The organism is Pseudomonas sp. P9_35 (assembly GCF_034008205.1).
Taxonomy (GTDB): domain Bacteria; phylum Pseudomonadota; class Gammaproteobacteria; order Pseudomonadales; family Pseudomonadaceae; genus Aquipseudomonas; species Aquipseudomonas kilonensis.
In genome coordinates this window covers 3,288,460-3,302,671 of record NZ_CP125373.1, presented here as the reverse complement: position 1 = coordinate 3,302,671, position 14,212 = coordinate 3,288,460, and the positions used below count along the sequence as shown (strand labels likewise).

The following is a 14,212-nucleotide window of genomic DNA, read 5'->3' as shown; positions in this document are numbered from 1 at the left end:
CGGAGACCGTTTCATGGACATGCCCATCAATACCTTCAAGCAACGCCTGCGCAGCGGCGAGGCGCAGATCGGCCTGTGGCTGGGATTGGCCGATGCCTACTGTGCGGAACTGGCGGCCAACGCCGGCTTCGACTGGCTGCTGATCGACGGTGAACACGCGCCCAACGACTTGCGCACCTTGCTCGGCCAGCTCCAGGCCGTGGCCCCCTACCCCAGCCAGCCGGTGATACGCCCGGTGATCGGTGACACGGCGCTGATCAAGCAAGTGCTCGATATTGGCGTGCAGACCCTGCTGGTGCCGATGGTGGAACGCGCCGAGCAGGCGCGCGAACTGGTGCGCGCCATCCACTACCCGCCCCATGGCGTCCGCGGTGTCGGCAGCGCACTGGCCCGGGCATCACGCTGGAACAGCATCCCCGGTTACCTCGACAAGGCCGATGAGCAGATGTGCCTGTTGGTCCAGATCGAAAGCCGCGAAGGCCTGGCCAACCTGGATGAAATTGCGGCAGTGGAAGGTGTGGATGGGGTCTTTATCGGCCCGGCGGACCTGAGCGCGTCCATGGGTTTTCGTGGCAACCCCGGTCACCCGGAGGTGCAAGCGGCCATCGAAGACGCCATCGCCCGCATCCGCCAGGCCGGCAAGGCCGCCGGGATTCTCAGCGCCGATGAAAAACTGGCCCGGCGCTATATCGAACTCGGCGCGGCGTTTGTCGCGGTGGGCGTGGATACTACGGTGTTGATGCGGGGCTTGCAGACACTGGCGGCGATGTTCAAGGACACACCGAAGCCTGCGGTTGGCGGCGTGTACTGAACAACATCACATTTCTCTGTGGCGAGGGAGCTTGCGCCCGCTGGACTCTGTAGGAGCTGGCGAAGCCTGCGATCTTTTGATCTTGATCTTTCACTTGGGATTCAAGCGTCTTTGGAAAGATCGCAGCCTCGCTCCGCTCGACAGCTCCTACAGGCCCAGCGGGAGCAAGCTCCCTCGCCACAAAAGCCCTATGCCTTCCGCAGACGTCAGCGCCTGATCGCCTTCAGCTCATTGAGCAACCCCAGCAGCGTCTGCAATTTTTCCTCCCCTAGCTTGTCCTGCAGACGCTGGTAATTCTCTTCCATGCTCTGGCTCATCGAATCGAAGCTCGCCTGCCCTTGCGGCGCCAGGCGTACCAGCACTCGTCGCTGATCCTGTTCAGCCTTGCGCCGCACCACCATGCCCGCCGCTTCCATGCGCACCAACACGCCGGTCATGCTGGGCTTGAGGATGCAGGCCAATTCGGCCAAGCGATTGATCTCCAGCTCATCGTGCTGGCTGAGAATACGGATGACTCGCCATTGCTGCTCGGTCAAGCCATGTTGATTGAGGGAAGGCCGGAAAAAACCCATGGCCGCTTCACGGGCCTGGAGCAGGGTCAGGGTCAAGGATTGGCGCAGCTTGGGCATGAGTTGTGTTCGCGAGAAAGATTTAGTTAATGAGTTAACTAAATCTTAACAGCTTCCAACCCCTGCCGGACCATCCGTTCACAGAATCTGGATCAAGCGATGGCCCTGTGACAAGGACGCTTGTATGAGCGGTGTAGGAGCTGTCGAGTGCAACGAGGCTGCGATCTTGTCCCAGACAATTGAGTCGAGAGCGAAAAGATCAAGATCAAAAGATCGCAGGCTTCGCCAGCTCCTACAGAGCCCAGCGGGGGGCAAGGGAAGGTATCGCTGCGAACTCAAGCGCCCTTGATCACGCCCTTGAGCACTTGCTTGAAATGCTCGACCTGTTCCTCGCTGAAGGGGTCGAACACCTTGTCCTGCTGCTCCTTGGCAATCGCCCAGAGCCCTTCGGTCTCATCGATACCCTTGGCGGTCAGGCGTACCCGCTCGCCTTCATCGCTCACCAGGCCCTTGCGCTTGAGGTTGGCCACGGCTTCTTCGATCTCGCGCGCCGGCATCGCCACTTCCCGCTGCAGGTCGCACAGGTTCAGCCCGGCGTCGTTCTCCAGCACCATCAACATTCGCGCCTCACTGGTGCGCAAACCGGTGGACAACTGACGCGGCTGGTAGCTGGCCTGATAGGCCCGCAGTGCCTGGGTCATCAGGTAATACAGGTTATGGCTCAAGCGTCCCTGGAAGTGACTGCTGGGGGATTGGCCCTCTTCCCGTTTGGTCATGCGCGTGTGAGGCAGCACCATCGAGTAGGCGCCCTGGTGATAGAGCAACGGCGAGCGTCCGAAATCATCAAACGCCACGACCTTGCCGATCATGATCCAGTGATCGCCGCCATCGACCTGCTGGAATTTTTCACAGTGAAAACGCGCCGAACAATCGACAAACACCGGGGCGCCGCCTTCGCCGGTCTCGAATTCGATTTCAGCGAAGCGGTTCTCCTTGGGTCGTGCGAAGTTGTTCGACAGGTCGATCTGGTCGGCGGCCAGCACGTTCACCGCAAAATGGCTGGCAGCTTCGAACACCTCATGGCTACTAGAACGCTTGTCGATGCTCCACAGGATCAGCGGCGGATCCAGGGACACCGAGTTGAAACTGTTGGCCGTCACACCGACCTTGCGGCCATCTTCAGTGGCAGCGGTGACCACGGTCACGCCGGTGGCGAAGTTACCCAGGGCCCGGCGGAACGCGCGGGTATCGAAAGCGGTAGCACAAAGACTGGACATGCAAGACTCCCGGCCGCCTCAAGGGACGGCCTCGATTATTGTTCTAAGGACAGGCGGTCAAACCATGGAAGGATCAGGCTCAAGGCCCATCAGCTCACGACCGAGAATCTGCGCGCAGACGTCGTAGTCGGTATAGGCATGGGCGCCGGTCAGGTGGGCGTCGCGGAACAGCCGTTGCAACTCATTGCTTTCGAACCAGGCACCGCCGCCGGCCGCTTCCATCAAACGGTCGACGGCCTGGATGCACATCTTGGTGGCGTAGCCCTGGTTGGTCCGCCAGAACGCCAGGGTTTCCCGGCTGGGGTACTCGTGGCGCTCGCCATGTTCGGCGTGCTCCTGCCAGGTTTTCTCCAGGAAGGCACGGGCCGCCGCCACCTGATGGGTCGACTCGGCCAAGCGCATCAACGCCGGGGTAGCGGCACCGACTGCCGCGCCGGTGTAGGCCCGCACGCGGTTGCGGGTTTTCTCGCGAAAGACCTCCAGCATGCGCTCGGCCACGCCCAGGCTGACCGTGGAGAAACCGCTGGCGAAGTACGGCCGGTACGGCGAGTAGAAGATCTTGCTGTCGGGGTACAGGCCGAATCCGCCGGACTTGCCCTCCATCATGTCCTTGGCTTTCTGGATCCGGTGTTCCGGCACGAAAGCGTTGTCAACGATCAACGTCTTGCTGCCACTGCCGCGCATGCCCACCGCGAACCAGTCATCGCGAATCGCATAGTCGCTGCGCGGCAGCACCGCAAAGCAATAGTCCTGGGCGCCTTCGGCGTTTTTACGGCGAAACCCCACGATCGCCCATTCGGCATGATCGCAGCCGCTGCTCCAGCCCATTTCACCGCTGAACATCACACCGCCGTCGACGTCCTCGGTGCGGCCAAACGGCGCGATGCTGCTGCTGGCGGTGGCATCGGGATCATCGCCCCAGATTTCCTGCTGGGCCTTGGCCGGGAACATTGCCAACTGATGGCTGTGGGTGCACAACAGGCTCATGGCCCAGGCCGTGCTGGCACAGGCTCCGGCCAGCAGCGCGATGCAATCGGCGAACTGCGGCAGGGAAATCTCCATGCCACCGTACGGTTTCGGTTGGAAGGCCCGGTGCATGCCGATGCTTTTGAGCAAGGCTATATTCTCGGCAGGGACGGTACGGTCTTTCTCCGCCTGGAAGGCATTGGCGGCAATGACCGGCAGGATGGGCTTGAGGTCTTCGAGCAGCGGGTTTGGCTTTTTCATGGACAGGCTCTTTTATTATTGGCATCTGCCAATCCCGCCTTTGCCCGGCAACCTGAGGCTGCACAAACAACGGGATCAGTGATTAAGGCCAGTCCAGTATGGGCAATCACCGGCGGGTGAAAAATGCACCTTCCAGATCCAAGATTGTACTTTTCGTGGGCAGGCTTCGGCTCCATGGCGCGCTCGGTCAAATACCCCGGCACGGATGATCAAGACACGCGCCCCCATCCGGGCTCTTAATAGGGCCATCCCCTGCAATGCCTTGCGTAGGCATTGCAACGGAGTTTCCTTTCACTTTGTCAGGTTGCGTCATGATCAATATCGAAACGCCCACCTATTACACGGCCACCAAGAAATACAACCTCAGTTTCCCCACGCTGGAACAGGACGTGGACGCCGATGTCGTGGTCATTGGCGGCGGTTTCTCCGGCATCAATACCGCGCTGGAACTCGCCGAAAAAGGCATCACCAACATCGTGGTGCTGGAGGCGCGTTACCTGGGGTTCGGCGGCACCGGGCGCAATGGCGGGCAGATCATGGCCGGCATCGGTCATGACCTGGAAAAGATCAAGAAGGACGTGGGTGAAGACGGCCTGCGCCAGATCTTCGAGATCAGCGACCTGGGCGCCGACATCATCAAGGACCGTATCGCCAAGTACGCCATCGACGCCGACTTCTGCCACGGCTACGGCTACATGGGCTTCAACGCGCGCCAGGAGAAAACCCTGCGGGCCTGGGAAAAAGACTTCAAGTCAGTCAACAGCAAACACGAGATCCGCTTTCTCGGCGGCTCCGACGTGCAGCAGATCATCGGTTCCAAGGCCTACGGCAGCGCCTTGCTGCACATGGGCGGCGGGCATGTGCACTCGTTGAACCTGCTGCTGGGTGAGGCCAAGGCCCTGGTCAGCCACGGCGTGCGGATTTTCGAGAACAGCCCAGCCCTGGAAGTCAGTTATGGCGAGCGCATCACCGTGCGTACCGGGCGTGGCTCGGTCAGGGCCAGCAAGCTGCTGTGGGCCTGCGACAGTTTCCTCAACAAGCTGGAACCGGAACTGCACCGCTCGACCATCAACACCTACGCCTTCCAGATGATGACCGAGCCGTTGTCGGACGAACTGATCCAGCGCATCAGCCCGATTCGCGGTGCCTACAGTGACATTCGCCCGGTGATCGACTACTACCGCGTCACCAACGAAAACCGCCTGCTGTTCGGTGCCGCGACGCCGTTGGTGGAGCACATCCCCCAGGACCTCAAGGCCTGGAACCGGCGCCTGATGCTGAAAATCTTCCCGTACCTCAAGGACGTGAAGATCGACCTGGCCTGGGGTGGCCCGATGGCGTGCAGCCCGAACCTGTTCCCGCAGATCGGCACCCTTCCCGGCCGCAGCAACGCGTTTTTCGTCCAGGGTTACTCAGGCTTTGGCGTCACGCCGAGCCACATCATCTGCAAGGTGCTGGCCGAAGGCATGAGCGAAGGCTCGGCGCGCTACGACCTGGTCAGCTCGATCCATCGCCCGACCATCATCGGCAAAGACGCCATTCGTCCATTGCTGCTGACCGCCGGCAAGTCCTGGCATCAGCTGTCGGGCTACTGGAACGGCCGTCGCTGAGGGAGGGGATTTATCCCGCTGCGCTGCCGTAGGAGCTGTCGAGTGAAACGAGGCCGCGATCTTTCCATTGACCATTGAGTCTAGAGCGAAAGGTCAAAATCAAAAGATCGCAGGCTTCGCCAGCTCCTACAGCACGCCACCCAACTTCACTATTTTTCAATCATCAGGAGTCACTGCCATGCCCCTTATCACCCTCGAAAAAGACATCCAGCTGTCCGACCTGGACGCCTGGGGCACCGTCGCCGATCTCGGTTCGCAGATTCTCGAAGGCGAAGTCAAAGCCTTCGGCAAGATGACCTTCGGCGCACCGACCGATCCCGTCAGCAGCGCCTACTTCGGCACCACCCAAGGCAAGTTCCGGATGGTCTACCCCTTCGCCGAACAAGCCACCGTGGTCACCGGTGAAGTAGTGCTCACCGACGAGGCCACCGGCCAGAGCACCCGCTACAAGGCCGGCGACAGCTGGTTCGTGACCAAGGGCACGCCGGTGCTGTGGGAAGTGGTCAGCGAGAGTTTCGTCAAACACTACTTCGCGGTAGCCTGATCGGACTTGGCTGCCGGCCCCACCGGCAGCCCTCTCGGCGAAGGTGCGAGCATGAACGTCATCCCCACCCAGGACATCGCCGGCCAGTGCCTGCACGCCTTTACCCAGCTTGTTCCCGTCAGCCGGGCGGCGTTCTACTGCGTTGATCGGCAACTGCAGGTCCATGACTTCAGCCTGCATGGGATGAGCGGCGAGATGCACCGCGACTACCTGGACAACTATCGCCAATTCGACCCGCTGCACCCGCGCCACTGCGTGTCCAGCGAGTTTTCCGTGGTGCCGTTGAGCCTGGCGATGAGCCGCCAACCGCGACGTGACAACCATCGTTATCACGACTTCCTGCAGCGCTACGGCGTGGTCGACGTTGTGGAGGTCTTCGCCCATCGGGACGGTCAGCCCCAAGCCGCGATTTCGTTGCTGCGCACTGCCGAGCAAGGTGTCTTCACCAGTCAGCAGTTGAGTCAACTCAGTGCGTTGCAGGCTTTGCTGCAACTGGCCGTGGCCCATTTGCCTAACCATGAGGACCCACTGGGCGACTTGACGCCCAAGGAGCGCCAGATTGCCTGGCTGCTGCGCCAAGGCGTCAGCAACAAGCAATTGGCCCGGGAGCTGGAGGTGGGCTTGCCGACCATCAAGACGCACCTGATCCACCTGTTCCGTAAGGTTGGCGTGAGCAGCCGTACCGAGTTGGTCAGCGCACTGTTCCTCTGATCAACCATTTGGTTGATAGGCCGCCGTTGCCCGGCACCGCATGATCCGAGTGGCTAATTCAACCACCGGAGCCTTGCAATGAGCACCTCTTCAGACTGGATCACCGTCGGCGCCCTGGCCGATGGCTTTGCCCCCGAAGCCTTCATCCTGCCAAACCTGGCTGACCTGGACGGCAAGACCTTCACCCTGCATTTCGCCAACGGCTGGCAGATCGAGCATCGCTTCGAGCAGGACGCCTCGTCCTGGAACGCCGCCGATGGGCATTCCAGCGGCACCGCGCCCTACCGGGCGACATCCGTACGCCCGGGCCTGTACCTGGTGGACTTCATCAAGCGCGAAGGCGAGCTGACGCTGTCGGTAAGCCTGGTGCTCGATACCGCCAGCGCGTCCTTCACCGCCGTGATTGGCCGCATGCCAAGCCAGCAAGAAACCGGTGAAGGCCTCTACAGCCGGGCGCTGGCCGGCAACCCCCTGACCTCGGTACAAGCGCAGTTCCTGCACGGCAGCCTCGATCGTCCCTGGCAGCCTGGCTTGTGCCCGCATGCACCGACCACCGAACTGGTGGGGCTGCGCAACCTGTATCGCTACAGCCCGAGCGAAGTCTACGAACACATTTACCTCAACGACCAGTTCTACTCGTGGCAGTGCCTCAAAGGCGTTGAACAAGGCCTGTGCGACACCGATCGCTGCGACACCTACAAGATCGCCGATCAGCTGTACCTGTTCGTCTGGCGGGAAAAAATCATCCCGACCCTGGGCCTGGTGCTGATCGACCTGCAACAGCATCGCAGCGACGGCAAGATCTTCGGCTACGCCGGTACGTCGTTCGATGAGTTCTCCAATTTCCCGGTCAGTTCGTACTGCCAGGTGCTCAACCAGACGGAGTATCCCGATGCCTGAATTACGCACCGTCGTGATCACGGGCGCCGGCAGCGGTATCGGTGCGGCCTGCGCCCGCCTGTATGCCGCCGAAGGCGCCAACCTGGTGCTGATCGGTCGACGCCGCGAGCCCTTGGAAGCACTCGCCGAGGACATCGGCGGCCTGGTGCTGGTGGGCGACGCGGCCTGTCCGAACACCTGGGACGGCTTCGTCGAGCAGATTCGCACGCGTTATGGCCGACTCGACGTGCTGCTGGCCTGTGCCGGTGGCTTGGGCATGGGCAGCGCCACCGAGACTCAGCCATCGGCCTGGGAAGCGGCCCTGCGCAGCAATCTCGACAGCGCCTTCTACAGCTCCCGCGCGTGCCTGCCGCTGCTGCAGGAAAGCGCCGGCAACATTGTGCTGATCGCCTCCATTGCTTCCTTGGCGGCAGGCCCGCACGTGTGCGGCTACACCACCGCCAAGCATGCGCTGCTGGGCCTCAACCGCTCCCTGGCAAGGGATTACGGGCCTCACGGCGTACGGGTCAATGCAGTCTGCCCAGGTTGGGTCCGCACGCCCATGGCCGATGAAGAAATGCAGGCATTGATGCAGTTCCATGGCGAAACGTTGCAACAGGCGTACGACCGGGTCTGCGCCGATGTGCCGTTGCGCAGGGCTGCCAGCGCCGAGGAAATCGCCAACGCCTGTCGTTTCCTGGCCTCGCCTGATGCATCGATCATCACCGGGGCGACGCTGGTGGCCGATGGTGGCTCCAGCATTGTCGACGTACCGACACTGGCCTTCAGCCGGATGGAGGCCAGCAATGCCTGAGGATCTGGATTTCAGCGGCCAAACCGTACTGGTCACGGGCGGCGCCCAGGGCATTGGCCGGGCCATCGTCGAAGCGTTTGCCCTGCGCGGGGCTCGCGTGGTCATTGCCGACCTGGGCCTGGCCCGGGCCGAAGCAGTGGCCAGCGAATTGACCGCCGAGGGCTGTCAGGTGCAAGCGGTGGGGGTTGACCTGGCCGACGCAACGGCGGTCTTCGGGATGATGGCCGAGCTGGAGCAGCGCTTGGGGAGGCTGGATATCCTGGTGCACAACGCCGGCTATTTTCCGCTGACACCGTTCGCCGAGATCACCCCGTCGATACTTGAGCGAACGCTGGCGGTGAACTTGTCGGCGCTGTTCTGGCTGACCCAGGCGGCGTTGCCGATGTTCCGGCGCCAGGGCCAAGGCTGCGTGCTGGTGACCTCCTCGGTTACCGGCCCGCGGGTGGCGTATCCAGGGCTCAGCCACTACGCGGCCTCCAAGGCCGGGGTCAATGGTTTCATTCGCAATGCCGCGCTGGAGCTGGCGGCCGAGAATGTCCGCGTCAATGGCGTCGAGCCGGGCATGATTGCAACACCGGCCATGGCGAATCTTGGCGACGATGTGGTCAATCAGGACATCGCCCGCCGGGTGCCGCTGGGTCGATTGGGCCAACCGAGCGACATCGCTGGCGCCATGCTGTTCCTGGCATCGAGCCTGGCCAGTTATGTGACCGGGCAGACCTTGGTGGTCGATGGGGGTTCGACCTTGCCGGAGGTTTGAACCTGTGTGGGGGTGAGTCAGCTTGCGGTGAGGGTGGATGGACCACCGTCATCGCGAGCAAGCTCGCTCCCACATTTTATCCACCTCATCAGCCCTCGCTGTGGGAGCGAGTTTGCTCGCGGTAGCGGTCGTCCAGCCAGCGACGACCTTGTTCAAGCCACTCCCTGCCCCACCTGCAAACGGCTGGAACGAAATTCCTTGGGCGACAGCTCGAACTGCTTCTTGAACGAACGGCTGAAATGCGCCGAATCGGTAAAGCCCCATTTGTAGGCGATCGAGGTAATGGACTCGTCCCGCAGGAACGGGTTGGTCAGGTCATCGGCGCTGCGCTTGAGCCGGGCCCGCTGGATGTAGCGGCAAACGCTGTCATCCTGCTCTTCGAACAAGCGATACAGATGCCGCACCGAAATATTCAGCCGATTGGCCAGGCCCACCGGGCTGAGGCCCGGCTGGGTCAGCGACTCGTCGATGACCTTCTGCACATAGCTGCGCAAGTGACTACCCTGCAACGCCACCCCTTCGTCACGGCCATCACTATCCTGTTCCAGGGCCGAGCCCAACAGCGAAACGAAGGCACTCTGCAAGGCTTCACCCTCTCCCGCCGCGCCCTCGCCATCCGGTGTGTCCTTGCACAGTTGGTCCATCAACACATGCAGCATCCGCCCACACGCCTTGCTGGACGACACCTTGCCGAAGGTCTTGGCTTCCCCGCCCAGTTGCCTCGACACGTCCTGGCGCGACAAGGACAGCACCGCGTGCTCGATCAGGCCGAACGGGGTGATTTCAAGCGCCCCAACGGAATCCATCAACAACAATTCACCGGGCGCCAACTGGATACTCCGACCGTTCTGGGTAATGCGGCAGTGGCCACTGCGCTGGCTGACCAGGAGGCAATCCTGGTCATCATCGTGATCGGCGTTGGGCGAGTGACGCTTGATGTTACCGGCGTTGGTGCGCAGGTTCGCGAGGGCAAGGCCCCCCCGATGGAAGTTCGACACTTCACCAATGAACAGCGCACGATTGAAGGCCAACTCGGTATCGAAGTGGCCGCAAGTTGCCCGCAGATCCCGGTTCCAGGTGTCCAGACCGTCCTGCCCTACCTGTTGCATGCTCATGGCATTCTCCGCAGTGGCTTATTGTTTTTGTGCGGCAATAGTTAACATGTTATCTATATGCACGCAACAAGTACCTGATCGCCAGAGCAGTAGCAGGAATGATGCCAGGGCAGGACAAAGGAATCAGAGCGTTGCCAACACCCGCTGCAGGCCGCTCAAGGTCGCCAGCAAGACGGTGCGCTGCTCCCGGCTCAACGGGATATAGCGACGAAAGGCCGGCATGCGATTGACCACTTCGCTACCGCCCATGTGTTCCAGGCGCACGCACCACTGGCGTCCTTGCAGATCGATGCGCAGACGTTTGAAATCCAGCGGCATGAGGGCCTGATACAGCACAAGATCCTGCTCCACGGCCGCCTGCAACCGGGCCGCCAGGTCACTGCGCCCGTCCCGCTGCCGGCAACGAATGCCACTACGCCGAACAGCCCCGCCGTGGTGCAGTTCCAGGCGCGCCGTGCCCTCTCGGGAGGCAGGCACGCGCAGGACGAACTCGGTCATCACCAGGTGCATCAACAGCTGCGACTCGGTGCGTTCGACAATCTCCAACTGCAAGCTGCCGTCGTCGGTTGCTGCCGTGGCCGTAGCCGGGCCCGCCACCTCGAATCGCGCCAGCGCCAGGTTGCGCCGCAGGTGTTCCAGGGTTGCCCCAGGCCGATAACCGGCCGGGGCGCGCTGGGCGCTGAACAATTCAGACAGTTTTTGCAGCAGGGTCGATAAACTCGCCCGCAGGTTGCCCTGGCTCATGGGAGAACTCCTTGGCCAGCACGTCTTCTACCGACGCTGGCTTGAATGGATTGACCTTCTGTACCACCAGGGTCCAGAACAAGGCGTACGCTGCCGTGCCACCGAGCATCACCGCGAAGGGCACGTAGATGTCTGCCGGGTTCATGCCGGGCGGCGTGATGAACCACATGCCCAACACAATGCCGACACTGGACAGGATCTGTGGCAACGGGAACCACGGCGAGCGATAGGCCCGAGGCAGATCAGGGCGGCGAATCCGCAGGCTGACCACCGACACGGTCACCAGCAGGTAGGCAAAACTCCAGGCGCACACCGCAGCCAGCACCAGGTGCATGATGTTGTCGGTATTGCCGCCCAGCCACAACGCATGCAGGCACGGAATCAGCATCGCCACCAGGATGCACAGCAATGGCGTCTTGAAGCGCGGGTGCAGATAGGTGAAGACCTTCGGCAACGCACCGTCCACCGCCATGCCGTAGAGAATCCGCGGTACACCGGCCATCAGGGTGTTGATGGTCGCCGCACCGGCAAACAGAAAGCCGATACCCAGCCACATCGGGCCGATATCGCCCATGACCTGTTCGGCGAAGCGTGGAATCGCCATGGGGGTGTCGAGCAGATGAACGCCGCTGGTGGCATCAAGCAGCACGTTTTCCACCTGGCGCTTCATCGCCGCGCCGTAGATGAACATGCAGGTGGCGACGCTGAACAAGCCCAGCATCATCGCCCGGGGCATGGTTTTCGCAGAGTTGCGCAGGTCCGGCGCCAGCGGTGTGACGAATTCGCAGCCGACAAACATGAACATGGCCATGCCCACCAGCGACAACACCGTGACCAGATCGGTGCCCACCACGGACGCGCCAAACCAGCCCTCCAGCTCCACCGCCGGCGCAGCGATCAGGCCCAGCACGCCGAACACCATCAGGGTGGTCCACATGCCGAACGTCAGGATGATTTCGGCCCGGCCAAAGGCACTGACGCCGAACGCGTTGAGTACGCCAAACACCACCACGAACCCCACGCCCAGCAACCAGGAGCCGCCTGCCGATTCGGCCAAGGTGTTGAGGTGTTCGAAGTTCACCAGGGCCATGACCCCGGCCAGGATGGTCTCGGCGGTGCCGGCGAACACATGGACAATCAGATAGGCCGACAACGTCCCGGTAATCGCGAAGAAACGGCCCATGCCACAGTTGATGTAGTCGTAGACCGAGCCGGTGGTCGGAAGCATCGACGCGGCCTCGGCGAACGTCGTCGCCTGGGCCAGCATCATCACTACGGCGATCAGCATCGCCACGGCAAAGGCGCTGCCGCCAATGCCAAAGCCCATGGTCGCGGTGAGAATCACGGGGCTTGCCATGATCAGGCCAATGGTGCTGGCCAACGCGGTGGGAAAACCCACCGCCCCCCGGTTCAAGTGCTCGGTGAGCCTGTCATTGATCGACATGGTGCAAGGTCCTCGAAAGCGGATTTTTAGTATGGATGCCACAGCCGTCCAGGAACCGGCGATCATGCCTTCCCCAACCAGTCCCTGATCGAAACGGCGTTGCGTGCAGCCTTACTCTGCGCCGCCCCGCCCCGGGCGTCTTGCCCATGTCTGCCGCCGGTTTTGTTGCTGCCTGCCAACACCGCGGCGCTGGCGGCCTGAGTCAACTCCATGGCAGGCAGGTGAAAGACTTCCCCGGGTACCACTCCCCTTAATGCGCGCTCTGCTGTCCTATCACACTGGGGAATCCACCATGGAGCACACACGCCGTACACCTTTGCTGCGCAACGCCATCGGCCTGGGCATTGCCCTGCTGGTCGCCGATTCATCGGCCCAGGCCTATGAGCTTTACACCGACGCAGACACCACCATCACCGGCAACTTCCTGGCGGTCTACGGGCTGTTCAACAGCCGCAAGAACTACGACGGCACCGCCGGTGGTTCGAGCTGGCGCGAAGGCTTCATCAAGTATGGCCTGAGTATCGACCAGACACTCGGCGGCCTGGGCAGTGTCTACGGGACGGCCAACCTGGTCAGCTCCGGCACTTGGGGCGATGGCGACGCAGCCGGCTTGAGCGACGGCTCGGAACGCACCACCAAGTTCGATGAAGCCTTTGCCGGCTGGCGTTCGGGGGATCTGTTCCCGGCATTGGGCAAGGACGGTGTCGATCTGTCCTACGGCCGCCAGGTGATCACCCTGGGGGACGGTTTCATCATCAACGACGATGGCTTGAACCTGGGCAAAGGCGTGGCCGATGGCGAGCTCAACCGTGGCGGCGCCTATTACCTGGCGGCCCGGCATGCCTTCGACGAAACCGCTGTCGTGCGCCTGGGCGGCAAGGAAGGCGTGCATGGCAGCCTGATGTGGATCAAGTCCGACAACCGCGCCCAAGCCAACACCGAGATGGCCGCCAGCACCCTGGAATACACCGCCGCGCCTGGCACCCTGGGGCTGACCTACATCCACGGCATCAATGTCGATGACCGCTACGCCAGCGACTTCCAGAAACAGCGCGAAGGCATGGACATCTACAGTCTGCGCGGCGCCGGGAATGCCGGCATCGAAAATGCCCACTTCGCCTTCGAGTATGCCTGGCAGGACAAGGACGCGGGACCGGAGAAAGCCTGGTACACCGAAGCCGGCTACACCTTCGCCGACCTGCCCTGGACGCCGGACCTGACCTATCGCTACAGCCGCTATTCCAAAGACTGGGACTCGATGTTCAACGGCCAGAACCGCGGCTATGGCACCTGGTTCCAGGGTGAGGTGGCGGGCAACTATGCCGGCCCGTTCAACAGCAACACCGCCATCCAGCACGTGGGCCTCAAGCTCAAGCCGGCAGAAACCGTGACCATTGGTGCACTGTTCTTCGACTACCAGACCCTGCATACCCGTGACGCGCTGAACCTCGATGCGCAGGAGCTGGACCTGTACGTGGAATGGGCGGTGAATGAACACCTGATCGTCACGCCGCTGGTGGGCCTGTACAAGCCTGAGAAGGATGCGGACAGCGGTGGCAATCAGGTCGGAGGCAATGGCACCAACGTCTATAGCCAGTTGGTGGTGGCGGTTCCTTTCTGACAGGCCGACCGTAGGAGCTGCCGGAGGCTCGGGCCGCGTTCGGACGATCTTTTGATCTTTCGCTTTCGCTTTCACATTCGCATTCG

At 62.0% G+C, this 14,212-nt stretch carries 14 protein-coding genes; 8 read left to right on the top strand and 6 right to left on the bottom strand.

Going from position 1 to position 14,212, the window contains the following annotated elements; all coding sequences use genetic code 11:
* The first annotated feature begins 13 nt into the window (after positions 1-13).
* Complete coding sequence (gene hpaI / locus QMK47_RS14415; protein ID WP_258691145.1) at positions 14-811, top strand: 4-hydroxy-2-oxoheptanedioate aldolase; 798 nt, start codon at positions 14-16, stop codon at positions 809-811.
* 206 nt (positions 812-1,017) lie between these two features.
* Here the strand turns inward: hpaI and hpaR are convergent, their stop codons facing one another.
* The 3 genes from hpaR to QMK47_RS14400 form a co-directional block, all read right to left on the bottom strand.
* Positions 1,018-1,440 (bottom strand): homoprotocatechuate degradation operon regulator HpaR, encoded by a 423-nt coding sequence (gene hpaR / locus QMK47_RS14410; protein ID WP_018613322.1) that lies wholly within the window; start codon positions 1,438-1,440, stop codon positions 1,018-1,020.
* 275 nt (positions 1,441-1,715) lie between these two features.
* Positions 1,716-2,657: a p-hydroxyphenylacetate 3-hydroxylase reductase component gene (locus QMK47_RS14405; protein WP_320390467.1), complete on the bottom strand. Its 942-nt coding sequence runs from the start codon at positions 2,655-2,657 to the stop codon at positions 1,716-1,718.
* 57 nt (positions 2,658-2,714) lie between these two features.
* On the bottom strand, positions 2,715-3,884 hold the full coding sequence (locus tag QMK47_RS14400; RefSeq protein WP_320390466.1) for a p-hydroxyphenylacetate 3-hydroxylase oxygenase component: 1,170 nt from the start codon (positions 3,882-3,884) through the stop codon (positions 2,715-2,717).
* 311 nt (positions 3,885-4,195) lie between these two features.
* On the opposite strand from QMK47_RS14400, the gene QMK47_RS14395 reads away from it, so the two are divergent.
* The 6 genes from QMK47_RS14395 (at position 4,196) to QMK47_RS14370 (ending at position 9,202) form a co-directional block, all read left to right on the top strand.
* On the top strand, positions 4,196-5,494 hold the full coding sequence (locus tag QMK47_RS14395) for an NAD(P)/FAD-dependent oxidoreductase (protein WP_014338024.1): 1,299 nt from the start codon (positions 4,196-4,198) through the stop codon (positions 5,492-5,494).
* Between the two features lie 178 nt (positions 5,495-5,672).
* Positions 5,673-6,038: a cupin domain-containing protein gene (locus QMK47_RS14390; RefSeq protein WP_046065473.1), complete on the top strand. Its 366-nt coding sequence runs from the start codon at positions 5,673-5,675 to the stop codon at positions 6,036-6,038.
* A 51-nt stretch (positions 6,039-6,089) separates the two neighbouring features.
* Positions 6,090-6,749, top strand: a complete 660-nt coding sequence (locus QMK47_RS14385; protein ID WP_320390465.1) for a helix-turn-helix transcriptional regulator — start codon at positions 6,090-6,092, stop codon at positions 6,747-6,749.
* Positions 6,750-6,827: 78 nt separating this feature from the next.
* Entirely contained in the window at positions 6,828-7,649 is an 822-nt protein-coding gene (locus tag QMK47_RS14380) for a molybdenum cofactor biosynthesis F family protein (RefSeq protein WP_320390464.1), read from the top strand.
* Positions 7,642-8,442 (top strand): SDR family oxidoreductase, encoded by an 801-nt coding sequence (locus QMK47_RS14375; RefSeq protein WP_320390463.1) that lies wholly within the window; start codon positions 7,642-7,644, stop codon positions 8,440-8,442. The genes QMK47_RS14380 and QMK47_RS14375 overlap by 8 nt, the downstream gene beginning before the upstream one ends.
* Positions 8,435-9,202: an SDR family oxidoreductase gene (locus QMK47_RS14370; RefSeq protein WP_258691138.1), complete on the top strand. Its 768-nt coding sequence runs from the start codon at positions 8,435-8,437 to the stop codon at positions 9,200-9,202. Before QMK47_RS14375 ends, QMK47_RS14370 begins: the two co-directional genes overlap by 8 nt.
* 152 nt (positions 9,203-9,354) lie before the next feature.
* Here the strand turns inward: QMK47_RS14370 and feaR are convergent, their stop codons facing one another.
* The 3 genes from feaR to QMK47_RS14355 form a co-directional block, all read right to left on the bottom strand.
* Positions 9,355-10,317, bottom strand: a complete 963-nt coding sequence (feaR, locus tag QMK47_RS14365; RefSeq protein WP_214512321.1) for a transcriptional regulator FeaR — start codon at positions 10,315-10,317, stop codon at positions 9,355-9,357.
* A gap of 123 nt (positions 10,318-10,440) precedes the next feature.
* Positions 10,441-11,061 (bottom strand): DUF3156 family protein, encoded by a 621-nt coding sequence (locus QMK47_RS14360; protein WP_258691137.1) that lies wholly within the window; start codon positions 11,059-11,061, stop codon positions 10,441-10,443.
* Complete coding sequence (locus tag QMK47_RS14355; RefSeq protein WP_258691136.1) at positions 11,006-12,505, bottom strand: APC family permease; 1,500 nt, start codon at positions 12,503-12,505, stop codon at positions 11,006-11,008. Before QMK47_RS14355 ends, QMK47_RS14360 begins: the two co-directional genes overlap by 56 nt.
* Positions 12,506-12,797: 292 nt before the next feature.
* On the opposite strand from QMK47_RS14355, the gene QMK47_RS14350 reads away from it, so the two are divergent.
* The gene (locus QMK47_RS14350; RefSeq protein WP_320390462.1) at positions 12,798-14,126 is read left to right on the top strand and encodes an alginate export family protein; all 1,329 of its coding nucleotides are present in this window, start codon (positions 12,798-12,800) and stop codon (positions 14,124-14,126) included.
* Positions 14,127-14,212 lie beyond the last annotated feature (86 nt).

Coding starts and splice junctions, on each gene's coding strand:
- hpaI (WP_258691145.1), top strand. CDS start 14: ATGGACATGCCCATCAATACCTTCAAGCAACGCCTGCGCAGCGGCGAG.
- hpaR (WP_018613322.1), bottom strand. CDS start 1,440: ATGCCCAAGCTGCGCCAATCCTTGACCCTGACCCTGCTCCAGGCCCGT.
- QMK47_RS14405 (WP_320390467.1), bottom strand. CDS start 2,657: ATGTCCAGTCTTTGTGCTACCGCTTTCGATACCCGCGCGTTCCGCCGG.
- QMK47_RS14400 (WP_320390466.1), bottom strand. CDS start 3,884: ATGAAAAAGCCAAACCCGCTGCTCGAAGACCTCAAGCCCATCCTGCCG.
- QMK47_RS14395 (WP_014338024.1), top strand. CDS start 4,196: ATGATCAATATCGAAACGCCCACCTATTACACGGCCACCAAGAAATAC.
- QMK47_RS14390 (WP_046065473.1), top strand. CDS start 5,673: ATGCCCCTTATCACCCTCGAAAAAGACATCCAGCTGTCCGACCTGGAC.
- QMK47_RS14385 (WP_320390465.1), top strand. CDS start 6,090: ATGAACGTCATCCCCACCCAGGACATCGCCGGCCAGTGCCTGCACGCC.
- QMK47_RS14380 (WP_320390464.1), top strand. CDS start 6,828: ATGAGCACCTCTTCAGACTGGATCACCGTCGGCGCCCTGGCCGATGGC.
- QMK47_RS14375 (WP_320390463.1), top strand. CDS start 7,642: ATGCCTGAATTACGCACCGTCGTGATCACGGGCGCCGGCAGCGGTATC.
- QMK47_RS14370 (WP_258691138.1), top strand. CDS start 8,435: ATGCCTGAGGATCTGGATTTCAGCGGCCAAACCGTACTGGTCACGGGC.
- feaR (WP_214512321.1), bottom strand. CDS start 10,317: ATGAGCATGCAACAGGTAGGGCAGGACGGTCTGGACACCTGGAACCGG.
- QMK47_RS14360 (WP_258691137.1), bottom strand. CDS start 11,061: ATGAGCCAGGGCAACCTGCGGGCGAGTTTATCGACCCTGCTGCAAAAA.
- QMK47_RS14355 (WP_258691136.1), bottom strand. CDS start 12,505: ATGTCGATCAATGACAGGCTCACCGAGCACTTGAACCGGGGGGCGGTG.
- QMK47_RS14350 (WP_320390462.1), top strand. CDS start 12,798: ATGGAGCACACACGCCGTACACCTTTGCTGCGCAACGCCATCGGCCTG.